Here is a 22,590-nt window from a genome sequence, read left to right on the forward strand (position 1 = left end):
GATAGGCAAGCGACCCGCCGGTAACAAGACCTCGCCACCGCCCCCGCGTCGCCGATCCCCTTGGCAGCCCCGACCGCAGCCCGTGCGACCACCACACGGAGGGCGCCTCCGTGCTCGCCCCCGACAGCGACGGGACCTGGAAGCAGGTCCTCACCGCCGGGGCAGGGCGATCGGATGCGAGCCGATCGTGCAGGGACGGGAATTTGGGCGGGCGACTGTCGGCGTAATGGTCTATCGTGCGAGCGGTCCATTACGCACGACATCGGGGGAAGCAACATGACCACCGCTGAGCAGGCCGTCGTCACCGGGCGCACGATCGTCGCCGTTTCCGAACGGCTGGTGCTGACGCGGCCGCAGGAGGAGGATGCCGAGGCGATGTTCGCGATCCACGGGGATCCGGAGACCAACCGGTACAACCCGCACGGGCCGCAGCGGGACATCGCGCAGGCGCGGAAGCAGTTGGCCGGGTTCGTGGCGGACTGGCCGCGGGACGGGGTGGGGTACTGCATGGTGTCGACCCGGTCGGAGCCGGAGGTGATCATCGGGGTCGCCGGGCTGTTCCTGCACAGCCTGGACGGGGAACCGGTGTTCAACCTGTACTACCGGTTCCGGCCGTCCGCCTGGGGCAAGGGCTACGCGGCGGAGGCGTGCCGGGCGGCGATGGCGGAGGCGCTGCCGCGGTTCCCGGGGATCCCGGTGACGGCGCTGATCCGGGAGGACAACCTGCCCTCGCGCCGGCTCGCCGGGCGGCTGGGGCTGGTGGCGGACCCGGACGGGCGGGTGGACCAGGAGGACCGCCTGATCCACCGGATGGCGTGAGCGGCACGGCCGGGGATCCCCCGCCGGGGGGAGGGGGATCGCGCCCACGGCGGAGGTCGCGGACCGGGCGCGGCGGCAGCCTGGGGGCATGAGGATCGATGAAGGGCGGATACGGCCCCTCGCCGGGTGGACCGCCGTGGCGGCGACCGGGCCGTACCTGACGCTCAAGGCGCTGTGGCTGACCGGGCATCCCGTGGGATCGGACGATCCCGGCGCGATGGACCGGCTGTGGCTGGTGAACCTGCTGACCGTCGGGATGGACGCCGTCGCCGTGGCCCTGGCGCTGGCCTTCGTCCGTCCGTGGGGACGGCGGGCACCGGCCGGCCTCGTGCTCTTCCCGATGTGGGTGGCGACCGGGCTGCTCGGCACCGTCCTGGTGGCGTTGCCGCTGTACCTGCTGAGCATCCCGCTGCTGGGGCCGGAGCCGAGCACGGGACAGGAGGCCGCCGGCGGTCTCGGCGACTGGGTGTTCGCGGTGGTGTACGGCGGCTTCGCCGTCCAGGGGCTGGCGCTGATCACCGCCTTCGTCCTGTACGCCCGCCGGCGCTGGGCCGGGCTGCTGCGGGCGAGGACCGGCGACCTGCCGCGCTCCCCCACCCTGACCGTGCAGCGCGTTCTGGCCTGCGTCGCCGCGCTGCTCGGGCTCGGGACCGCGGCGGCCCGGGCGTACTGGGCGGCGGGCGGCACGGCCGGACTGCCGGCCGGGTCGGTACAGGACCGGTCCAGGGGCGTGGCGGTGATGGACGCCGTGACGGCGGCGATGGCGGTGGCCGCCTCGGCGGGACTGCTGGTGCTGGTGTTCCGGATCCTGCCCCGGCGACCGCTGCGCACGCCGCTGCTGGTGGTCTGGACGGCTGCCGGGTCGCTGTTCGGCTGGGGCTGCTGGCAGTTGGTGGCCTTCGGCGCCACCGCGACCGGGACGACCGGACCGATGGCCCTGGTGCAGGCCGCGCAGGTGGTGACCGCGGTGCTGGTGCTGGCCGTCGGAGCGGTGGCGCTGGTCGAACGGGCGGCCGCCGCGCGCGGCCCTGTCGTAGAGTCACCCGGGTGGACACGGGGGGCGGCCGGATTCGGCGGGCGGGAGAGGTGTTGTTCGGGCGGCGCGCCCGGCTGCGCTGGGTGCACCTAGTACTGGGCGGCGCGCTGCTCATGCCGTACTACCTGCTGTCGGTGGTGGTGCTCGGAGCGCTGAACCCCGACCAGGGGCACCTGCGCCAACTGCTGTTGCAGTTCCTCGCGTTGTTCACCTCGCTGCCGATGGCCGCGGTCACCGCGCTGGTGCCGACCGTCCGGGGACTGGAGGGGGCGGCCGCCCGGGCGCTGTGCGCGGTGGCCCGGCCGGAGGAGTTGGCCACCGGGCCGGCCCGGTCCTGGGCGGCCCGACGGCGCACCGCGCTCTGGTTCGTGCTGCACCTGTTCTCCGGCGGGGTGGTCGCCGGGATGACCCTGGCCGGGGTGCCGTTCGCGGTGGCGCTCCTGTTCGGCTTCGTCGGGGGCCAGGAACTCTCCCGGTACTGGACCGACCGCTTCCCCGACTGGATGCTCACCGGCCCGGCGCTCGGCCTCGCCCTGCTGCTGCTGATCGTCGGGACCAGCGCCGCCTGCGGCGCGCTGCTGGCCCGTTGGGCGCCCGTCCTGCTCGGCCCCACCCCGGAGGAGCGACTGGCCGCCGCCGAGCGCCGGGCCACCGTGCTCGCCCAGCGCAACCGGCTGGCCCGGGAACTGCACGACTCGGTCGGGCACGCGCTCAGCGCGGTCGGCATCCAGGCCTCGGCGGCCGCCCGGGTGCTGCGCACCGACCCTGACTTCGCCGCCGAGGCGCTGCGGGCGATCGAGGAGACCGCCCGCGGGGCGGTGGCCGAACTGGACACCGTGCTCGGGCTGTTGCGCGAGGAGGAGGACGCCGGCACCGGACCGGCCGGGCCCACGCTCGAAGGACTGGCCGACCTGCTGCGCCAACTCGCCCGCACCGGCGTGACGGTGGACGCCGAGCTGGCACCCGGCCTGGACGCGCTGCCGGCCGAGGTCTCCCGCGAGGCGTACCGGATCGTGCAGGAGGGGCTCACCAACGTGCTGCGGCACGCCGGGCCCGCCCCGGCCGGACTGCGCGTCGCGCTCGATGCCGACCGGCTGGAGATCGAACTGACCAACCCGCTGGGCCCGACCCGCCCGACCCGCCCGAGCCGCCCCGGCGGCGGGCGCGGGCTGCGCGGGATCGGGGAGCGCGCGACGGCGCTGAACGGCGGCAGCGCCGTGGGGCCGAGCGAGGACGGAACGACGTGGCGGCTGGCCGTGTGGCTGCCGGTGGGAGGGACCGCGGGATGAGCGACGAACACGAGACCGGGCACGAACGCGAGGACGAGCACGGTGGGAGCGGCACCGTCCGCGTGGTGATCGCGGACGACGAACGGCTGGTCCGGATGGGCCTGCGGGTGGTGATCGACGCCGAGCCCGACCTCACCGTGGTCGGCGAGGCCTCTGACGGCGCCGAGGTCGTCCCGCTGGTGCGCGAACTGCGCCCGGACGTGGTGCTGATGGACGTCCGGATGCCCGGCATCGACGGCATCCGGGCCACCGAGCAGCTGGTCGGCGGGATGGCCGAACCGCCGAGGATCCTGGTGGTCACCACCTTCGAGCACGACGACCACGTGTACGACGCGCTGCGCGCGGGCGCCGCCGGGTTCCTGCTGAAGCGGGCGCGGGCGGAGGAGATGGTCCAGGCGGTGCGGCTGGTGGCGCGCGGGGACTCGCTGCTGTTCCCGGCAGCCGTGCGCGAACTCGCGCTGCGGCACGGCGCGGACGGCCGGCGCGCGGCCACCGCGGGCCGGGGCCCGATCGGACGGCTGACCGAGCGGGAGGGCCAGGTGCTGCGGCTGATGGCCACCGGGCTGAACAACGGTGAGATCGCCCGGCAGCTGGTGGTCAGCCAGGAGACGGTGAAGACCCACGTCGGCAGCGTGCTGGCCAAGCTCGGCGCCCGGGACCGCACCCAGGCGGTGATCGCGGCGTACGAGTCGGGGTTCGTGCTCCCGGGCTGAGCCCGCAAGTCACCCGGCCGGTCCGCAGATCCGTCGGTCCGCAGATCCGTCGGTCCACCGGTCCGTCGGTCCACCGGTCCGTCGGTCCACCGGTCCACCGGTCCACCGGTCCACCGGTCCGCCGGTCCGTACGCGGATTCCGGGCTCCCACGGCGGGCAAGTAGAGTACGAAGTTCCGCTCAACTGTCCGATACCTCCCGTATCGCCTGGAACGAACTGGTGGCCGCATGACCGTCCGGACCCGCCCGGCGCTGTGGTGGCGCGCGGGCATCGTGCTCTCCGCCGGCCTCGGCCTGGTCCTCGGGGAGTCCTCGCTGGTGTACTTCACCGTGCAGAGCAACGTCATCGTGCTCGGCTACTTCATCGGCGCGGTGTACTGGATGGTCCAGCGCGGCACGGTGGACGCGCCCGCGCCCCGGCTGCGCGGGGCCGCGACCCTGTACATCCTGATCACCGGGCTGGTCTCGCACATCCTGCTCCAGCACGGTGCCAACCCACTGCCCGGCCTGATCAGCGGGCCGGACCGGCTGGCGCACTGGTCGTCCTTCTTCCTCCACTACGTCACGCCGGTGATGGTGCTGGCCGACTGGCTGGTGCTCAAGCCACGCAACGCGGTGGCCTGGAAGGACATCCCGCTCTGGCTGGCCTTCCCGCTCGGCTACGCGGCGGTCGTGCTCGCCCGGAACGCGCTGTTCGACGACTTCCCGACGCCCTACCCGTACTTCTTCTTCGACCCGACCACCAAGGGCTACGGCTACGTCTGGGGCCAGATCGCCCAGCTGACGGTCGAGTTCGTCGTTCTCGGCGCCCTCGTGGTCGGACTGGACCGGCTGGGCACGCTGGTCGCGGGCAGGCTGAAGCCGGCCCGGGCGTAGCGGAGCGCGGCGCGGAACACGAACGCGATCGGAGCGGCCGGCCGCGCGGCTCCGGTCGGCGCGGCATGCCCGGCACGCCGGGTTCACCCGGCAAGCCCGGCTCATGCGGCGGGCGCGTCCTCCGGGAACGCGGCGTCGAACTCCGCCCGGTGGTCCTTCCAGAACGCCACCGCGTGGTCCACGAACACCCGGCGCTGCTGCTCCCGAACGCTGAGGTCGTGGACGTACGCCTTCACGCTCTTGCCGTCCGCGGCGGCGACCTCGCGGATCGCGGCGAGTTCGTGCTCCGTGTACTCGATGTCGAGCGCAGGCATGTCACCGATGGTGCTGCGGCGCAGGGAAGTTGGAGGCGGTTCGGCGGACTTCCACCCGCGGCGCCCCACCCGCCCTCCGTCCGCGGCCCTTCGTCCGCGACCCGCCACCCGTTCCCACCCGCCGCCCGCCGCCCTTTCCCACCCGCCGTCAAACCGTTTGCCGTCCATCCCTCCCGGGACGGTTCGTTACGGCCGCGCGGGTGGGCCCGGAGGAGGGCAGGGCCGCGGCGCGTGGGATGACGACCGGGCGGCACGGGCGCCCGTAGCTTCGGGAGTGCGGCGGCGGAGGGGTTCCGCGGGGGAGGCCGGGATTCGGCGGAGGCCGGGATGAGGCACAGGAGCATCGGCAGGGCGGCGACCGCGACGGTGGCGCTGGCGACGGCCGTCGGGCTGGCGGGGCCGGGGGTGGCCACGGCGCAAGGGGTGGCCACACAGGGACGGGCCGCCGGCCCGCCGGCGGGGAGTCCACTGGAGGGAAGTCCACTGGAGGGGGTCTGGCGGACGGACGGCTACGGCCTGGTGGTCACCGTCACCGCCGGCCGGCTGGTCACCTACGACGTGACGGCGCACAGCTGCGTGCCCGGCTGGGTCACCGCAACCCAGGCCGGGCCGCCCGGGCCGGACGGCACCGTCCGCTACGTGATGGGCAACGAGGCCCTGTCGCTCACTCCGAAGGGCCCGGGCCGGGCCGTCGACCGCGAAGAGGGCGGGGTCGGCAGCAAGACCCTCCTCCGGATCGACGCCCTGCCGCCGGAGTGCACCCGACCGGCGCCGAACGACCCGCTCTCGGTCTTCGACCGGTTCTGGGAGACCTTCGAGGAGAACTACCCCTTCTTCGCGGCCAAGGGCATCGACTGGCACGCCGTCCGGGACGAGCAGCGGCGGCGGATCACCCCTGCGACGACGCCCGAGCAGTTGCAGGACGTCCTCGTCGACATGCTCCGGCCCCTGGGCGACGCCCACACCGGACTGGCCCGGGTGGTCGACGGGCAGCCCAAGGGCGTGTTCGGGGGACGGCGGCCCGGCAGCACCCGGCGCACCCCGGAGCTGACCGAGCGGGCCCGGCAGGCGGCCGCCGCCCGACTGACCGGCCCGGAGCGGCTCTTCGCCGGCGGGCGGCTCGGCGTGGGCCGGCTCCCCGACGGCATCGGCTACCTCCGGGTGAGCAGCTTCGAGGGCTACACCGACGGCGACTTCGGCAGCCAGGTCACCGAGTTGGACGAGGCGCTGGACGCCCTGCTGGCCGACCCGGACGGTCTGACCGGCCTGGTCGTCGACGTGCGGCTGAACGGCGGCGGCTCGGACGCGCTCGGGCTGCACATCGCGGCCCGGCTCACCGACCGCCCGTACCTCGCCTACCGGAAGGTGGCACGCGACGACCCGGCCGATCCGACGGAGTTCACCCGGCCCGAGCCGATCGCCGTGCGGCCCTCGGCGGGCCGGCACTTCACCGGCCCGGTGGCGGTGCTCACCTCCTCGATCTCGGCCAGCGCCGCGGAGACCTTCACCCAGGCCCTGATGGGCCGGGCCCCGCACGTGACCAGGATCGGCGAGAACACCCAGGGCGTCTTCTCCGACGTGCTGATCAGGACCCTCTCACCGGGCTTCATGGCCGTCCTGCCGAACGAGAAGTACCTCACCGGGGAGGGCTGCACCTTCGACGGCCCGGGCATCCCGCCGGACGTCCGCACGCCGGTGTTCACCCCCGACGAGCTGGCCGGGCTCAGGGACTCCGCCCTGAGCACGGCCCGCCGGGTGCTCGCCGAGGAGGCGCAGGACGCACAGGGCGCCCAGCACCAGCACCAGCACCAGCACCAGCACCAGCACCAGCAGGAGCAGTAACCGCTACATCGGGTCCACCGCCCTCAGTCCGCCGTCCAGCTCCAGCCACCTGGTCAGCCCCAGGCCGCGCAGGAACGGCAGGTCGTGGCTGACCACGATCAGCGCGCCCCGGTAGGCGGCCAGCGCCTGGGTGAGCTGGCGGACGCTGGCGAGGTCCAGATTGTTGGTCGGTTCGTCGAGCAGCAGCAGTTGCGGCGGCGGGTCGGCCAGCAGCAGGGCGGCCAGCGTCGCCCGGAACCGCTCGCCGCCGGACAGCGTGCCGGCCGGCTGGTCGGCCCGGCCGCCGCGGAACAGGAAGCGGGCCAGCCGGGCGCGGACGGCGTTGTCCCCGGCGCCCGGAGCGAACCGCTTGACGTTCTCCGCGACCGTCAGCTCGTCGTCCAGCAGGTCGAGCCGCTGGGGCAGGTGGCGCAGCGGCACCTGGGTGGTGACCATGCCGTCCAGCGGGGCGAGTTCGCCCGCGATGGTGCGCAGCAGCGTGGTCTTGCCGGAGCCGTTGCGCCCGACCAGGGCGATCCGCTCGGCGCCGCGCAGGTCGAGGTCGACGGTGGCGCCGTCGGGCAGCCGGACCTTCTGCAGGGTGAGGACCCCGCGCCCGGCCGGCACGGCGGTGCGCGGCAGGTCGACCCGGATCTCGGCGTCGTCGCGCACCGCCTCCTCGGCCGCGGTCAGCCGAGCCTTGGCCTCCTCCAGGCGCTCGGTGTGCATGCCGGTGAGCCGGCCCGCCGTCTCCTGGCCCTTGCGTTTGAGCATCCCGGCGAAGATGTGCGGGTCGTTGCGGGTGACCGAGCGCTTCCGGCCGTAGCTGGCGCTGCGCTCCAGCCTGCTGCGGGCTTCGACCAAGTCCCGCTTCTGCCGCTGGACGTCGGCCTCGGCGTTGCGCAGCAGCCGCTCGGCCGTCTCCTGCTGGGCCGCGAGGGTGCGCTCGTAATCGTCGAAGTTGCCGCCGTACCAGGTGACTTCGCCGTCCCGGAGGTCGGCGATCTGGTCCACGTGCCGCAGCAGTTCGCGGTCGTGGCTGACGACCACCAGGACGCCGTGCCAGCCGGCCACCGCCTCGTAGAGCCGCTCGCGGGCGGCCCGGTCGAGGTTGTTGGTGGGCTCGTCGAGCAGCAGCACGTCGGGGCGGCGCAGCAGCAGGGCGGCCAGGCGCAGCAGCACCGCCTCGCCACCGGAGAGTTCGCCGGTGGTGCGGTCGAGGCCGAGGCCGTGCAGACCGAGCCGGTCGAGGGTCGCGCGGGCGCGCTCCTCGACGTCCCAGTCGTCGCCGACGGCGTCGAAGTGCCGCTGGTCGGTGTCGCCGGACTCGATGGCGTGCAGGGCCTCGCGGGCGGCCCGGATGCCGAGGGCCTCGTCGACCCGCAGACCGGTGTCGAGCGTCAGGCCCTGTGGCAGGTAGCCGAGTTCGCCCGCGATCCGGACGGTGCCGCCGGTGGGGGTGAGCTCGCCGGCGATCAGCCGCAGCAGGGTGGACTTCCCGGCGCCGTTGAGGCCGATCAGTCCGGTGCGGCCGGGGCCGACGGCGAGGTGGAAGCCGTCCAGGACGGGCTTGCCGTCGGGCCACTCGAACGCGAGGTCGGTGCAGAGGACGGCGGTGGTGGGTTGTGCCATGCAAGGCCTCCCGGGTGGTTGCTGAAGGGGTGATGAGCAACACGGGGAGACACCGCGGGTGCGGAACCGGAACGGCCGGAGGACAGGGCGGCGCTACAGGAGGCGCCACGGGGCCGTGACTGAGGTCGCACACTCGCACACCACGCGGCAACAGAGCCTGCGTGGCGGGGCGGTGTCCCGGGACCTCAGTAGATCAACGGCCTTCTCCTTGTCTGGCGGACGACGTGGACCACGCTAGGCAGGCCGACGGACGGGCGCAACCGATTTATCCGGCGTGGCCGTCCGGCCCCGACCACCCGGCCCCCGGACCCCGGCCACCGACCACCGGCCACCGACCGCCCCGACCGCCCCGACCGCCCCGACCGCCCTGACCCCCGACCACCCGGGCCCGGCAAAGGCTCCGTGCCGATCCCGTGCCGATCCGGTGACAGCTCCGTCCCGGCCGGGGCCGGATGTAAGGAGTTCCTTATCCGCATGGCAGACTCCTCACCTGCCATACCTGCGGCCCCGGGGGCCGTACCCGAGGAACGGGGCGTATGGCGGTAGTCAACAGGGGGATTTGAACTCATGTCACCGATATCCCGGCCGAGCCGCGCCGTCCTCGGCGCTTCCGTCGCCGCGCTGACCATGGTGGTCGCCACCGGTTGCGGGCCGGACAACAGTGACCCGGCCGGCGCCCAGAGCGCGGCTCCGACGGTCGCTGCCTCCGCCTCCGGGAAGCCGGGCGCCGCGCCGCTCAAGCTGCCGACGGTCCAGGAGCTGAAGACCTGGAAGCTGGAGGACTGGGACAAGTGGGCCCAGGCCAACGTGATCACCCCGGCGGTCAAGGGCTACTGGACCCTGCAGAAGCTGCTGAACGCCAAGCCGAAGCCGCTGCCGCAGGCCCCGGCGCAGGACCCGGCCCAGCCGACCGCGCAGCCGACGACCGCGGCCCCGGCCCAGCCCACCGCCGCGCAGCCGCCGACCGGACCGGGTGACCTGCCCCCGGTCGTCGCGGCGAAGCCCGTGGCGCACCCGTTCCCGAAGAACATGCACGTCAACGGCAAGATCTTCTTCAAGGACGGCAACGACGACTACGTGTGCTCCGGCACCGTCGTCTCCGACCCGGCCCACCCGGGCAAGAGCAACCTGGTGTGGACCGCGAGCCACTGCCTGCACGGCGGCAAGGGCAACAAGTACTACACCGACATCACCTTCGCCCCGGCCTTCAACAGCAACGGCGTGCTGAGCAACGGCAACAAGCAGAAGTCCAAGCTGGAGGACGCCGAGCCGTACGGCGAGTGGGGCGCGACCGCCGGCATGGTCTCCCCGCAGTGGACGCAGGAGGCCGACCCGGAGAAGGGCGGCCCCTGGAGCCAGTACGACTTCGGCATCATCAAGGTCGCCAACCCCGACCCGAACGGCAAGTCGCTGGAGGAGACCGTCGGCGGCTCGGTGCCGCTGTGGTTCAACGCCCCGCGTGACCAGTTCGCCTCCGTCTCCAACTACGGCTTCCCGGAGGGCAAGCCCTTCGACGGCGTCGAGCTGGAGCACTGCGACGGCGGCAAGCCGACCGCCAAGCCCGGCGTCCCGGACCGCCCGGCGATGCTGATGATCGGCTGCAACATGACCGGCGGCAGCAGCGGCGGCGGCTGGTACGCCACCAAGGACGGCAAGCCGGCCCTGGTCAGCGACACCTCCGTCGGCAACGGCGCCAACACCTACGAGGCCGGCCCCTACCTGGAGGACGTCGCGGCGCACATGTTCGACTACTTCTCCAAGAAGGCCAAGTGACCCGCTGAGCGGTGATCCCGGGGCCGCGGCTGCCACAGCCGCGGCCCCGGGCTTTTCCGGCGCGGGGCCCGGTCCTCCTACAATCGGCCCATCATGAGCGCCACACTCGTAGTCAAGGACCTCAGCGCCGGCCACGGCGAACGCACCCTCTTCTCCGGCCTGGACCTGGTCGTCGCCCCCGGCGACGTGATCGGCCTGGTCGGCGTGAACGGCGCCGGCAAGTCGACCCTGCTGCGGCTGCTGGCCGGGCTGGACACCCCCGAGGGCGGGTCGCTCCGGCTCAGCCCGGCGAGCGCCAACGTCGGCCACCTCCCGCAGGAGCCGGAGCGGCGCGAGGGCGAGTCGGTGCGCGACTTCCTGGCCCGGCGCACGGGCGTCGCGGCCGCCCAGGCCGCGCTGGACGAGGCCACCGAGGGCCTGGTCGAGGGCCGCCCGGGTGCCGACGACGCGTACGCGGCGAGCCTGGACCGCTGGCTGGACCTCGGCGGCGCGGACCTGGAGGAGCGCGCCGAGGAGGTGGCCGACTCGCTGGGTCTCAAGGTCTCCCTCGACCTTCCGATGACGGCGCTGTCCGGCGGCCAGGCCGCCCGCGCGGGCCTGGCCTCGCTGCTGCTCTCCCGCTACGACGTGTTCCTGCTCGACGAGCCCACCAACGACCTCGACCTGGACGGCCTGGAGCGGCTGGAGGCCTTCGTCAAGGGCCTGCGCGCCGGCACCGTGGTGATCAGCCACGACCGCGAGTTCCTGGCCCGCACCGTCACCAAGGTGCTGGAGCTGGACCTGCACCAGCAGCAGGTCAACCTGTACGGCGGCGGCTACGAGGCGTACCTGGAGGAGCGGGCGATGGCCCGCCGGCACGCCCGTGAGGAGTACGAGGAGTACGCCGACACCAAGGCCTCCCTGGAGGCCCGGGCGCAGATGCAGCGCAACTGGATGGAGCACGGCGTCCGCAACGCCCGCCGCAAGGGCGGCGACAACGACAAGAAGGCCCGCGCGACCCGCGCCGAGTCCACCGAGAAGCAGGCCTCCAAGGCCCGGCAGACCCAGCGGATGATCGAGCGGCTGGACGTGGTCGAGGAGCCGCGCAAGGAGTGGGAGCTGCGGATGGAGATCGCCACCGCGCCGCGCTCCGGCTCGGTGGTCGCCACCCTGCGGGCGGCCGTCGCCAGGCGCGGCGACTTCGCCTTCGGCCCGGTGGACCTGCAGATCGACTGGGCCGACCGGGTCGCCATCACGGGTGCCAACGGCGCGGGCAAGTCCACCCTGCTGGCGGCCCTCCTCGGCCGGCTCGAACTCGACGGCGGCAGCGCCGCGCTGGGCTCCGGCGTGGTGGTCGGCGAGGTGGACCAGGCACGGGGACTGTTCCTCGGCGGAGAGCCGCTGGCGGACGCCTTCGCGGCCGCCGTACCGGAGTTCACCGAGGAGGAGGTGCGCACCCTGCTGGCCAAGTTCGGTCTGAAGGCGGCGCACGTGCTGCGCCCGGCCGGCACCCTCTCCCCCGGCGAGCGTACCCGGGCCGCGCTGGCGCTGCTGCAGGCGCGCGGGGTCAACCTGCTGGTGCTGGACGAGCCCACCAACCACCTGGACCTGCCCGCGATCGAGCAGCTGGAGTCGGCGCTCGGCTCGTACACCGGCACCCTGCTGCTGGTCACCCACGACCGGCGGATGCTGGACACCGTGGCGGTGAACCGACGGATCGAGGTCCGCGACGGACGGGTGCACGAGCTGTAGCCCCCAAGGCGGTACGGTCGGCGGCTCCGGGAATTGGTCTCTACCTCTTCCCGGAGTCGCCGTCATGTGCTGTGCTGTCGCCCATGGTTGACAGCGCAGTGGCAGGGGCGTCCCACCCGACCGTCCCGCTCACCCCGATGACGGTGCCGGCCCACCAGGCCGAGGACCGCAGCAAGGCCTTCCACGACGTGATGGCGCAGCGCCGGACCGTCCGCGACTACGACACCCGCCCGATCCCGGACGGGGTGATCGAGTGGGCCGTCCGCACCGCGAGCACCGCGCCCAGCGGCGCGCACGTCCAGCCCTGGCGCTTCGTGGTGATCACCGACCCGGAGCGCAAGCGGCTGCTGCGCGAGGCGGCCGAGGCCGAGGAACGCGAGTTCTACGACCACCGGGCGTCCGAGGAGTGGCTGGCCGCGCTGGCGCCGATCGGCACCGACTGGCACAAGCCGTTCCTGGAGGACGCGCCGGCCGTGATCGTGGTCTTCGAGGTGCACAAGGGGCCCAACTCGCCGCGCCCGTACTACACCAAGGAGTCGGTGGGGATCGCGGTCGGGCTGCTGCTGGCCTCGCTGCACCAGGCGGGGCTGGCGACGCTGACCCACACGCCGAGCCCGATGCGGTTCCTCAACGAGGTGTGCGACCGCCCGGCGGAGGAGCGCGCGGCGTACGTGATCCCGGTCGGCTACCCGGCCGAGGGGGCGCGCGTGCCGGACCTGCGGCGCAAGGAGCTCGACGAGGTGATGGTCCGGCTCTGACGCGCCGGGGCGCGCCGCCCGCACCCCCGACCGGGGGCTCGGGTCGCGCCCCCTCCGGATGTGGCAGGTCCGGGCCAAGGACATAATCGCGGCCATGAGCCGAGCACAGTCGCACTCCTGCGAGCCCGCCCGGGCGGCTCCGGCAGGCACGGCGGCACCTGCGGACCCGGAGGCTCCGGCAGGCACGGCGGCGCCGGAGGCACCGACGGCCCCGGCGGCCCCGACGGACGCACCCGAGGTGACCACCGGGCGGCCGCCCGAGCTGCTGCGGCTGCCCGGCGGCCTGCGGCTGCACCGCCGTCGCAGCGCCCACGCCCCGGCGCTGAACCGGGCCGTCCGCGCCAATCTGGAGCACCTGCGGCCCTGGATGGAGTGGGCGGCCGAGGCCCCCACCCGGGCCCGGACCGCCGAGCTGACCAGGGCCGGCACCGCCGCCTGGGAGGCCGGCACGGACTTCATGTACCTGGCCGACCTGGACGGCGCGCCCGGCCGGGTGGTCGGCGCCTTCGGCCTGCACGGGCGGATCGGCCCGGGCGCGCTGGAGATCGGCTACTGGGTCGCCGCCCGGCACGTCGGCCGCGGCATCGCCACCGCCGCGGCCGGGGCGCTGACCGAGGCCGCACTGGCCCTGCCGGGGATCGCCCGGGTGGAGATCCGCTGCGACCAGGCGAACGGCGCCAGCGCGGCCGTCCCGCGCAAGCTCGGCTACCGGCTGGACCGGATCACCGAGGCCGCCGCCCGGGCCCCGGGCGAGACCGGACGGCAGCTGGTGTGGGTGAAGGAGCGCTGAGGGTCAGTAGTAGCGGCCGCCCTCGGCGGCGGGCAGCGCGTCCAGCTCGGCCAGGTCGTCCGCCGAGAGCGTGATCCCGGCGGCGCCGGCGTTGTCCAGCAGGTAGCGCGGCGTCTTGGTGCCGGGGATCGGGAAGACGTACCGGCCCTGCGCCAGCGTCCAGGCCAGCGCCACCTGGGCGGGCGTGGCGCCGAGCCGGTCGGCGACCGCCCTGACCCGCCCGACCAGCTCCAGGTTGGCCTGCAGGGCGTCCTGCTGGAAGCGCGGCAACCGGCGGCGGAAGTCGTCCTCGGGCAGCTCGTCGAGGGAGGTGATGCCGCCGGTCAGGAAGCCGCGGCCGAGCGGCGAGTACGGCAGGAAGGCGATGCCCTGCTCCTCGGTGTACGGCAGGACCTCGGCGAGCGCGTCCCGGGTCCACAGCGACAGCTCGGACTGCACCGAGGCCACCGGGTGCACCGCCTGGGCCCGCCGGATCTCCTCGACGCCGACCTCGGAGAGCCCGATCAGCCGGACCTTGCCCGCCCGCACGGTCTCCGCGAGTGCGCCCCAGGTCTCCTCGATCGGGACGGCCGGGTCGACCCGGTGCAGCTGGTAGAGGTCGAGGTGGTCGGTGCGCAGCCGGCGCAGGCTGTCGTCGATCGAGCGGCGCACGTGCTCGGGGCTGCCGTCGCGCCGACCGTCCGAGCCGACCGCGCCCGGGACCATGCCGACCTTGGTGGCCAGGAAGGCGCGCTCGCGGTACGGGCCCTCCAGGGCGGCGCCGACCACCTCCTCGTTGGTGAACGGGCCGTAGATGTCGGCGGTGTCGATCAGGGTGACGCCGAGGTCGAGCGCCTGGCGGATCACCCCGACGGACTTCTCGTCGTCGCGGTTGCGGACGTCGTAGGCGAAGGTCATCCCCATGCAGCCGAGGCCGATGACGCCGACCTCCGGACCGTTGCTGCCGAACGGGGCGTTGCGCATCACGGTGCTCCTGTCTGCTCTCCGGCTGGTTCCGCGGCCGGCCGAACCCACCACCGGCCCCGGGCCGATCATTGCTGACGATCGGCCAAGTGCCGTGTCGGTTCGACTGATTTCGGCCTTTGCCCACCTTTGACCACCGAGCGGTTCATATGCTCATCTACCCACCACGGAGGTGCGAACAGGGCGCACGACTCCGGGTTCACCACCGGGCTCCCGCATCCGGCCGTCGACCCCGGGCGTTCGTCCCCGCACGGTCCGCCAAGCCCCCGCGGTCCCGGCCCCGTCAAACCGGCGCGCGAGCGCCCGCCTCCGGGCACCCCGCACCACCGGGCGCCCTCCGCCCGGCCTTGGCACGGCTCGTCGGGACGGTCGACGCTCTGTTCGCGACCGATCAACTCGGGCCGACATCACGGAAGTGACCGAAAGGTCACGGACCTCGGGGAGGAAATCCATGTCGTTCTCGCGCACCCGCACCGCCGCGCTCGCCCTGGCCGTCGCCGCCACCACGGCCCTGACCACCACCGCGCTCGCCGCCCCGGCCGAGGCGGCCGGCCACCGCGCCCTCAGCCGCTTCGACGACGGCAGCTTCGAGTCCCCCAAGGCCCCGGCGGGCAGCTTCGCCGAGTTCGCCGCCGGGCAGAGCATCGGCCCGTGGCGGGTCACCGGCGGCAGCGTCGACCTGATCGGGGCGGGCATGTGGCAGGCCGCCGAGGGCGACCAGTCGCTCGACCTCAACGGCGCCTCCGCCGGCACCATCGCCCAGACCTTCACCACCGTCCCCGGCGCCACCTACTCGGTGACGTACGCGCTGGCCGGCAACCCCGGCGGCGGTCCCGCCGTCCGGACCGGCAAGGCGCTCATCGACGGGCAGGACTTCCAGGACTTCTCCTTCGACGTCACCGGCCGGACCATGGCCGCGATGGGCTACGTGGGACGGCAGTTCAGCTTCGTCGCACAGAACTCCAGCACCACGCTGAGCTTCGCGAGCACGGTGGGCGGCCCGTTCGGCCCGGTGCTGGACAACGTGCAGGTGAAGGAGTGCAAGCCCTGCTGCGGCTGAACCGGCCCGCGGGAGGGCGGTCCATCACCCCGCCCCGAAACCTGCCCTCGGACGGCGCCCGGAAGCCGGGAAGTGCTTGACGTGCACAGCTGGTCTAGTCCAGTTTGATCCTCAGCACCGCGCTCCTCCCCGCACCGGACCGGCCCCCATGCTGCCGCCCGCCCCGTGTCCCCCCTTCACGGCGCGGGCGGCCCCACGTCCCGAGAGGCACCCCCATGCCCAGCGCGCTCCAGCACGCCCCCACCCACCGCCGCCCCACCGTCCGGACCGGACTGCTGAGCCTCGCCGCCGCCACCGTGCTCGCCGCCGGCGGCCTCGCCACCCTCGCCGGGAACGCCGGCGCCGCCGACGCCAACCTGCTCGCCAACGGCGGCTTCGAGAGCGGCGTCCTCGACCCGTGGAGCTGTTCCGCCGGCACCGGTAGCGTCGTCAACTCCGTTTCCCACACCGGGACCTACGCCCTCAAGGGGGCGGTGAGCGCGAGCGACACCGCGCAGTGCGGCGAGACCGTGAGCGTCCAGCCCAACACCACCTACAGCCTGAGCGCCTGGGTGCAGGGCCGGTACGTCTACCTCGGCGCCACCGGCAACGGCGTCACCGACCCCGCCGTGTGGACCCCCGGCGGTTCCGACTGGCAGCAGCTGTCCGCCGGTTTCACCACCGGTCCGAACACCACCAGCGTCACCGTCTACCTGCACGGCTGGTACGGGCAGGGCGGCTACCTCGCCGACGACGTCACCCTCACCGGTCCCGGCGGCGGTCCGACCACTCCGCCGACCACCCCGCCCACCGGCACACCCACCGGCGGCCCGACCACCCCGCCGCCGAACGTCGCCCTCCCCGTCGCCCCCTACATCGACATGGGCGCCTGGCCCACCCCGTCCATGCCCGACATGGCCAGGTCGGGCGGCGTCAAGGGCTACAGCATGGGCTTCGTCACCGGCGTCGGCTGCAAGGCCAGCTGGTTCAACGCCTACGACCCGCGCACCGGTTGGGCGAAGGACCAGATCGACGCGCTGCGCGCGGCCGGCGGCGACGTCAAGCTCTCCTTCGGCGGCGCGGCCGGCACCGAACTCGCCGCCGCCTGTACCTCGGTGGACTCCCTGTTCACCGAGTACGACGCCGTGGTCAAGGCCTACGGCCTGCGCTACGTCGACTACGACATCGAGGGCGCGGCGATCGCCGACACCGCCTCCAACGACCGCCGCTCGGCCGCGCTCGCCAAGCTCCAGCGGGCCCACCCCGGCCTCAAGGTCTCGCTCACCCTTCCCGTCCTGCCCGAGGGACTGACCAGCGACGGCGTCGCCGTCGTCAAGTCCGCCCGGGACGCCGGGGTCGACCTCGACCTGGTCAACGTCATGGCGATGGACTACTACCGCTCCGGCGCCGACTACGGCAACGCCGCCGTCCAGGCCGCGCAGTCCACCTTCGGCCAGCTCAAGGCGCTCTACCCCGCGAAGACCGACGCCCAGCTGTGGGCCATGGTCGGGGTCACCCCGATGATCGGCGAGAACGACGACCACCAGGTCTACAACCAGGCCGCCGCCCAGCAGTTGGTGACCTTCGCCAAGCAACACCACCTCGGCCTGCTCGCCTTCTGGGACGCCACCCGGGACGCCAACGCCTGCACCGGCGGCTCGCTGGCCAAGTGCACCAACATCCCGCAGCAGCCGTACGAGTTCGCGAAGATCTTCGGCCAGTACGCGGGCTGAGACCCGCCGCACGGACGAGGTGCCGGCCGCCCGGGGAGGGCGGCCGGCACCTCCGTGCGTTCCGGCGCGGCTGTCCGGAAACCTTGTGTGACAACGGCCGTTCACCAAGGAACCATCTAGCATGCGGTGACGCCGCCCACACGGACGGCAGCCGTCCTCCCGTGCCGAACGGCTGGGAGCCCCGTGCGCGACCGCCTTCTCCGCACAGCCCTCGCCTCCGCCGCCGCGATCGCCCTCGCCGCCGGGTCGGTTCGCTGACGCCCGACTGCGGCTGAGCACCCGCGCCGCCCCGGCGGAAATTGGCATCTCATCGTCCCGGACCGTCAACTACAGTCCCTCCCACCTGTACGGAACGAGGGGGCGGACATGACGGTCCGGGACGACCACCACCAGCTGATCACCGACACCACGACCAGCGAAGCCGCCTGCGCGGTGGGCCTCACCCCCGAGGAACTCAGCGCCTTCAGCCACACCCTGGGCCGGCTGCGCAGCCTCCCCTCCCACGACCGCACCCGGCTGCGCGCCGAGCGGCAGCTCAGCTCCTTCGTGACGGAGAGCCGCAAGCGCCGCCGCCAGGAGGCCAAGGAGGCGCTCCGGCAGGCCGATGCCGACCTGCTCGCCGCGACCGCGACCGGCGCCCGGCACCGCCGCGAGGACGCACCGCTCACCGGGCACCCCACCGGGCCGGTCGGCGAGCTGCAGGTGCCGCGCAGGTGCTACGTCTGCAAGCAGCCGTACCGCCGGGTCGACGGCTTCTACCACATGCTCTGCCCGGACTGCGCGACCGACAACACCGCCCGCCGCGGCCTCTCCACCGATCTTCGGGGCCGCCGGGCGCTGCTCACCGGCGGCCGGGTGAAGATCGGCTTCCAGCTCGCGCTGATGCTGCTGCGGGACGGCGCCGAGCTGACCGTCACCAGCCGCTTCCCGCAGGACACCGTGCGCCGCTTCCGCGCCGCCGAGGGCAGCGAGCAGTGGTGGGAGCGGCTGACCGTGGTCGGCATCGACCTCCGCGACCCGCGCCAGGTCCTCGGCCTGACCGAGCAGTTGCGTACCGACGGCCGCCCGCTGGACATCCTGGTCAACAACGCCGCGCAGACGCTGCGCCGCCCGCCCGAGTCCTACGCCCTGCTGGCGGCGGGGGAGTCCACGCCCCTGCCGGCCGCCGACCGCAGGGCCCTCACCCGCGCCCCCGGGTTCCGGCCGTTCGCCGACACGGCCCGACTCCCCTCCGGAGCGGGATCCCTGCTGGATCTCACCGACGAGGCCGGACTGCTGCCCGACCTCGCACCCGCCAACTCCTGGTCCGCCACGCTCGGTTCGCTCGACCCGGCCGAGGTGCTGGAGACCCAGCTGGTCAACGCCCTCGCCCCGGCCCTGCTCTGCGACCGGCTGCTGCCGCTGCTGCTCGCCTCCCCGCACCCCGCCCGCTACATCGTCAACGTCACCGCGGTGGAGGGCCGGTTCGCCGTCCGCAACAAGACCGCGCGCCACCCCCACACCAACATGGCCAAGGCCGCGCTCAACATGCTCACCCGCACCAGCGCGGCCGAACTCGCCCCGCAGGGCGTCCACATGTGCGCCGTCGACACCGGCTGGATCACCGACGAGAACCCGGCGCCCACGAAGGCCCGGATCGCCGCCCGCGGATTCCGCACGCCGCTGGACATCGTGGACGGCGCCGCCCGGGTCTACGACCCGATCGTCCGCGGCGAGGCAGGGCACCCGGTGTCGGGGGTCTTCCTCAAGGACTACCGGGTGGCGGAGTGGTGACGGCTCAGGGCGCGGATCGGGCGTGGTAGCGGATCGGGTGCCGTAACAGCCGTGCCGGGGGCGGCGACGACGCCCCGGCCCGGGAGGGGAGCCGGGCCGGGGCGTCGGGTCAGGCCGTGGGTCAGCGGCCGGTCGGGAGGTTGGCACCGCCGGTGCAGTCGAGCACCACGCCGGTGACGAAGGTGTTGGCGGCGAACATGTGGATCGCCCGGGCGACGTCCTCGGGGCGGCCGACCCGGCCGACCGGGGTGGTGGCGGCCAGCCCGTCGAAGAGGGCGGTGCGCTGCTCGGAGGGGACGCGGTCCCACCACGGGGTGTCGATCACGCCGGGCGAGACGGCGTTGACCCGCAGCGGGGCGAGTTCGACGGCCAGCGGCGGGACCATCGCCTCCAGGGCGCCGTTGATGGCGGCCAGTCCGGCGGTGCCGGGGATGGCGGCGCGGGCCGAGGCGGCGGTGATCAGGGTGACCGAGCCGTCCTTGCGCAGGTGCGGCAGGGCGGCCTGGAGGACGCGGACCTGCGGCCAGAACTTGGCGTCGAAGCCGTGCGCGAGGTCGGCGAGGTCGAGCTCGGCGAACGGGCCGCTGCCCGCCGCGCCGCTGACCGCGACGACCAGGTGGTCGACGGTGCCGGTCCCGGTGAAGAAGTCGGCCAGGGCGGCCGGGTCGGTCGCGTCCAGCCGGGCGCCGCTGGTGCTGCCGCCGATCCGGGCCACGGCGGCGTCCAGCTTCTCGCGGTCGCGGCCGGTGATCACGACCTCGGCGCCGTCCGCCGCGAAGGCGGTGGCGGTGGCCTCGCCGATGCCCGAGCTGCCGCCCATCACGACGATGCGCTGTCCGGCGAAGACGTTCGATGCAGATGCAGTGCTCATGGTTCTGGCCCTTCCGGCTTGTTCACTGGCCCGTTCGCCAGATTGTCGAGACCGTGCGTTCCGGTAAAGATGCTTGCCGAGACTGTTAGTCTTGTCAAGCGTGTCCAAGACGGGCAGGGCGGGGCAGGACGAAAGGGAGCACGATGAGCGGGACCGACCCGAGGGCCGAACAGGGCCCCTCCCCCCGGCCGCACACCGGCCGCCGCCGCAACGAGGCGGCCCACCGGGCGATCCTGGACGCGGCACTGCACCTGCTCGCCGACTCCGACGGCACGCCCGTCACCATCGACGCCATCGCCCGTACGGCCGGCGTCGGCAAGCAGACCGTCTACCGCTGGTGGCCCTCCAAGGGCGCCGTCCTGCTGGACGCCCTCACCGACCGCGCCGACCAGGACGTCTCCGACCAGCCGGACACCGGCAGCCTGCACACCGACCTGCGCGCCTTCATCGAGACCACCTTCGACGCCGCGCAACGCAGCACCACCGCCTCCGCGCTGCGCACGGTCGTCCGCGAGGCCGCCCGCGACCCCCACCTGGCCGAACTGATGCGGACCTTCAGCGCCACCCGGCGGACCGTGCTGCACGAACTCCTCGCCCGGGGCCGCGAACGCGGCGAACTGAGCGGCGACGCCGACCTGGACCTGATCGTGGACCAGGTCTACGGGCTGTTCTGGTACCGCTTCCTGCTCGGCCACGCCCCACTGGACGCGGCCGCCGCCGAGCGCCTCGCCGCCACCCTGACCGAGGGGAACCGCGCCGAGGGGAACCGCGCCGAGGGGAACCGGCTCAGCCGGTAGCGCCCCGGCGCCGGACCAGCGGCAGGTACACCTCGTCCACGATCTCCACCAGCACGTCGTCGGGCGCACTCGGCACGCCCCGGACGACGAACTCGTTGCGCAGCAGCACCACCGCCACCGTCGCCACCCGCGGGTGCAGCACCTCGGGCGCCGCCTCGCCGCGGGCGACGGCCCGGCCCAGCACGGTGAGCCAGGGGGCGGCCGCGGCGTCGCCGGACTGGTCCTGCAGCTGCGCCAGGAACTCCGTCGCGCCGCCCGCCGCGGCCAGCAGTTCGCGCAGCACGCCGCCGAGCGGGGAGCTCCAGTGCCGGTTCGCCTGGCGCAGCAACTCCAGGACGTCGCCGCGCAGTTCACCGGTGTCGGGAAGCGGGGCGGCCTTGGCGAGCTGCTTGTAGGCGGCGATGCCGAGGGCCAGCCGGTTCGGCCAGCGCCGGTAGAGGGCGTTCTTGTTGGTGCCCGCGCGGGCGGCGACCCTGTCCATGGTCAGCCCGGCGTACCCGGATTCGGCGAGCTCCGCGACGGCCGCCGCCAGGATCGCCTCCTCCAGCGCCGTTCCGCGTCGCCGCGTCTGCCCGGCCATGTTCCCGCTCCGCCCTCGCTGCCGCCCGTACCGCCACCATGCTTACTTGCCGCGCCGGGCCCACGGCAACTACGGTACTGGCCGTACCGTAAATTTCCGATCCTCCGGGAAAGCAGGGAACCATGCGCGCCAAGGGAATCAGCTACGACACCGGATTCGTCAGGGACGGCTCGTACTCACGCAAGCTGTTCGACCCCGAGGTCGTCGAGCGCGAGCTGCGGATCATCCGCGACGAACTGCACTGCACCGCCGTCCGGATCATGGGCGGGGATCCGGACCGGATCGAACTCGCCGCCGAGTACGCCGCCGGGCTGGGGCTGGAGGTCTGGTTCTCCCCGTACCCCCTGGAGCTGACCGCCGGGGAGATGCTGCGGCTGTTCGCCGACTGCGCCGGGCGCGCGGAGCGGCTGCGCCTCGCCGGGGCCGAGGTGGTGTTCGTGGCCGGCGCCGAACTCAGCCTGATGAACCCGGGGTTCCTGCCGGGCGACACCACGGACGAGCGGATCGCGCTGCTCGCCCGGCCGGAGGCGGTGCGCGAGCACCTCGGCGCCGTCAGCGACAGGGTGAACGCCTTCCTCGGCGAGGTGGTGGCCACCGTCCGCGAGCACTTCCACGGCAGGCTCACCTACGCCGCCGTCCCGCTGGAGCGGGTCGACTGGACGCCCTTCGACATCGTCTCCCTCGACCTCTACCGCTCCGCCGAGATCGCCGACCGGTTCGCCGACGGCGTCCGCGAGCTGACCGCCCAGGGCAAGCCGGTCGCCGTCACCGAGTTCGGCTCCGCCACCTACCGCGGCGCGGGCGACCGGGGCGCCCTCGGCCTGTCGGTGGTCGAGTACGGCCCCGACGGCCCGCTGCGCCTCGACGGCGACTACCAGCGTGACGAGCCCGGCCAGGCCGCCTACCTGAGGGAACTGCTGACGGCCTTCGAGGCCGGCGGGATCGACGCGGCCTTCGTGTTCACGTTCGCGCTGTACGACTTCGTCCACCGCCCGGACGGCGACCCGCGCGAGGACCTCGACCTGGCCGGTTACGGCATCGTCAAGGTCCACGAGGACCGCCCGGGCAGCACCTTCCCCGGGCTCCCCTGGGACCCGAAGGAGGCCTTCACCGCGGTCGGCGAGTACTACCGCACGCACTGAGATGCGGCGCTGGGGGGGGGGGGGGGCGGGGCGGCCCGCCCGGGCGCGCCGGGGCGCGGGGGGCGCCCCCGGCGCGGTTTTGTGCTTGAGCCCGGGGCCCGGGCCGGGCCCCCCCCCCCCCCCGCGCCGGGTCGGCCGGGG

General features: G+C 73.8%; 20 protein-coding genes. 15 read left to right on the plus strand and 5 right to left on the minus strand.

Features of this window, described 5'->3' with window-relative positions; translation table 11 throughout:
* Positions 1 to 276: 276 nt before the first annotated feature.
* From ACIRVF_RS34340 to ACIRVF_RS34360, 5 genes are all read left to right on the plus strand, one after another.
* Positions 277 to 819 (plus strand): GNAT family N-acetyltransferase, encoded by a 543-nt coding sequence (locus ACIRVF_RS34340; protein ID WP_402826845.1) that lies wholly within the window; start codon positions 277 to 279, stop codon positions 817 to 819.
* A gap of 88 nt (positions 820 to 907) precedes the next feature.
* Entirely contained in the window at positions 908 to 1,948 is a 1,041-nt protein-coding gene (locus tag ACIRVF_RS34345; RefSeq protein ID WP_402826848.1) for a hypothetical protein, read from the plus strand.
* Complete coding sequence (locus tag ACIRVF_RS34350; protein ID WP_402827000.1) at positions 1,906 to 3,144, plus strand: sensor histidine kinase; 1,239 nt, start codon at positions 1,906 to 1,908, stop codon at positions 3,142 to 3,144. Before ACIRVF_RS34345 ends, ACIRVF_RS34350 begins: the two co-directional genes overlap by 43 nt.
* Positions 3,141 to 3,857, plus strand: coding sequence for a response regulator (locus ACIRVF_RS34355; RefSeq protein ID WP_402826849.1), 717 nt, complete (start codon positions 3,141 to 3,143; stop codon positions 3,855 to 3,857). The genes ACIRVF_RS34350 and ACIRVF_RS34355 overlap by 4 nt, the downstream gene beginning before the upstream one ends.
* Positions 3,858 to 4,084: 227 nt before the next feature.
* Entirely contained in the window at positions 4,085 to 4,732 is a 648-nt protein-coding gene (locus tag ACIRVF_RS34360; RefSeq protein ID WP_402826852.1) for a Pr6Pr family membrane protein, read from the plus strand.
* Positions 4,733 to 4,833: 101 nt separating this feature from the next.
* Here the strand turns inward: ACIRVF_RS34360 and ACIRVF_RS34365 are convergent, their stop codons facing one another.
* Positions 4,834 to 5,046, minus strand: coding sequence for a hypothetical protein (locus tag ACIRVF_RS34365; protein WP_402826855.1), 213 nt, complete (start codon positions 5,044 to 5,046; stop codon positions 4,834 to 4,836).
* Between the two features lie 327 nt (positions 5,047 to 5,373).
* Between ACIRVF_RS34365 and ACIRVF_RS34370 the strand changes: the two genes are divergently transcribed.
* Positions 5,374 to 6,888, plus strand: coding sequence for a S41 family peptidase (locus tag ACIRVF_RS34370; protein WP_402826858.1), 1,515 nt, complete (start codon positions 5,374 to 5,376; stop codon positions 6,886 to 6,888).
* A gap of 3 nt (positions 6,889 to 6,891) precedes the next feature.
* On the opposite strand, the gene ACIRVF_RS34375 is transcribed toward ACIRVF_RS34370, so the two are convergent.
* Positions 6,892 to 8,499: an ABC-F family ATP-binding cassette domain-containing protein gene (locus ACIRVF_RS34375; protein WP_402826861.1), complete on the minus strand. Its 1,608-nt coding sequence runs from the start codon at positions 8,497 to 8,499 to the stop codon at positions 6,892 to 6,894.
* 567 nt (positions 8,500 to 9,066) lie between these two features.
* Between ACIRVF_RS34375 and ACIRVF_RS34380 the strand changes: the two genes are divergently transcribed.
* The 4 genes from ACIRVF_RS34380 (at position 9,067) to ACIRVF_RS34395 (ending at position 13,551) form a co-directional block, all read left to right on the plus strand.
* Positions 9,067 to 10,272, plus strand: a complete 1,206-nt coding sequence (locus ACIRVF_RS34380) for a trypsin-like serine peptidase (RefSeq protein WP_402826864.1) — start codon at positions 9,067 to 9,069, stop codon at positions 10,270 to 10,272.
* A 93-nt stretch (positions 10,273 to 10,365) separates the two neighbouring features.
* A complete protein-coding gene (locus tag ACIRVF_RS34385; protein ID WP_402826866.1) occupies positions 10,366 to 12,003 on the plus strand; it encodes an ABC-F family ATP-binding cassette domain-containing protein in 1,638 nt (545 codons plus the stop codon).
* Positions 12,004 to 12,086: 83 nt separating this feature from the next.
* Positions 12,087 to 12,761, plus strand: coding sequence for a nitroreductase family protein (locus tag ACIRVF_RS34390; RefSeq protein ID WP_402826869.1), 675 nt, complete (start codon positions 12,087 to 12,089; stop codon positions 12,759 to 12,761).
* A 94-nt stretch (positions 12,762 to 12,855) separates the two neighbouring features.
* Positions 12,856 to 13,551 carry a GNAT family N-acetyltransferase gene (locus ACIRVF_RS34395; protein ID WP_402826872.1) on the plus strand — a complete coding sequence of 232 codons (696 nt, stop codon included), beginning with the start codon at positions 12,856 to 12,858 and terminating at the stop codon, positions 13,549 to 13,551.
* A gap of 3 nt (positions 13,552 to 13,554) precedes the next feature.
* Here ACIRVF_RS34395 and ACIRVF_RS34400 read toward each other — a convergent pair whose 3' ends face one another.
* A complete protein-coding gene (locus tag ACIRVF_RS34400; protein ID WP_402826875.1) occupies positions 13,555 to 14,514 on the minus strand; it encodes an aldo/keto reductase in 960 nt (319 codons plus the stop codon).
* A gap of 451 nt (positions 14,515 to 14,965) precedes the next feature.
* On the opposite strand from ACIRVF_RS34400, the gene ACIRVF_RS34405 reads away from it, so the two are divergent.
* The 3 genes from ACIRVF_RS34405 to ACIRVF_RS34415 all read left to right on the plus strand — a co-directional run bounded on the left by ACIRVF_RS34405 (position 14,966) and on the right by ACIRVF_RS34415 (position 19,059).
* Entirely contained in the window at positions 14,966 to 15,574 is a 609-nt protein-coding gene (locus ACIRVF_RS34405; protein WP_402826877.1) for a choice-of-anchor C family protein, read from the plus strand.
* A gap of 215 nt (positions 15,575 to 15,789) precedes the next feature.
* The gene (locus ACIRVF_RS34410; protein WP_402826880.1) at positions 15,790 to 17,286 is read left to right on the plus strand and encodes a carbohydrate binding domain-containing protein; all 1,497 of its coding nucleotides are present in this window, start codon (positions 15,790 to 15,792) and stop codon (positions 17,284 to 17,286) included.
* A 366-nt stretch (positions 17,287 to 17,652) separates the two neighbouring features.
* Entirely contained in the window at positions 17,653 to 19,059 is a 1,407-nt protein-coding gene (locus tag ACIRVF_RS34415) for an SDR family oxidoreductase (protein WP_402826883.1), read from the plus strand.
* A 121-nt stretch (positions 19,060 to 19,180) separates the two neighbouring features.
* Here ACIRVF_RS34415 and ACIRVF_RS34420 read toward each other — a convergent pair whose 3' ends face one another.
* Positions 19,181 to 19,930, minus strand: a complete 750-nt coding sequence (locus ACIRVF_RS34420; RefSeq protein ID WP_402826886.1) for an SDR family oxidoreductase — start codon at positions 19,928 to 19,930, stop codon at positions 19,181 to 19,183.
* A 143-nt stretch (positions 19,931 to 20,073) separates the two neighbouring features.
* On the opposite strand from ACIRVF_RS34420, the gene ACIRVF_RS34425 reads away from it, so the two are divergent.
* Positions 20,074 to 20,727, plus strand: coding sequence for a TetR/AcrR family transcriptional regulator (locus ACIRVF_RS34425; protein WP_402826889.1), 654 nt, complete (start codon positions 20,074 to 20,076; stop codon positions 20,725 to 20,727).
* On the opposite strand, the gene ACIRVF_RS34430 is transcribed toward ACIRVF_RS34425, so the two are convergent.
* Positions 20,717 to 21,307: a TetR/AcrR family transcriptional regulator gene (locus ACIRVF_RS34430; RefSeq protein WP_402826892.1), complete on the minus strand. Its 591-nt coding sequence runs from the start codon at positions 21,305 to 21,307 to the stop codon at positions 20,717 to 20,719. The two genes, ACIRVF_RS34425 and ACIRVF_RS34430, sit on opposite strands and share 11 nt — an antisense overlap.
* A gap of 122 nt (positions 21,308 to 21,429) precedes the next feature.
* Between ACIRVF_RS34430 and ACIRVF_RS34435 the strand changes: the two genes are divergently transcribed.
* The gene (locus ACIRVF_RS34435) at positions 21,430 to 22,449 is read left to right on the plus strand and encodes a hypothetical protein (RefSeq protein WP_402826894.1); all 1,020 of its coding nucleotides are present in this window, start codon (positions 21,430 to 21,432) and stop codon (positions 22,447 to 22,449) included.
* The last annotated feature ends 141 nt before the right edge of the window (positions 22,450 to 22,590 follow it).

It is taken from the genome of Kitasatospora sp. NPDC101157, from assembly GCF_044768255.1.
Classification (GTDB): Bacteria; Actinomycetota; Actinomycetes; order Streptomycetales; family Streptomycetaceae; genus Kitasatospora.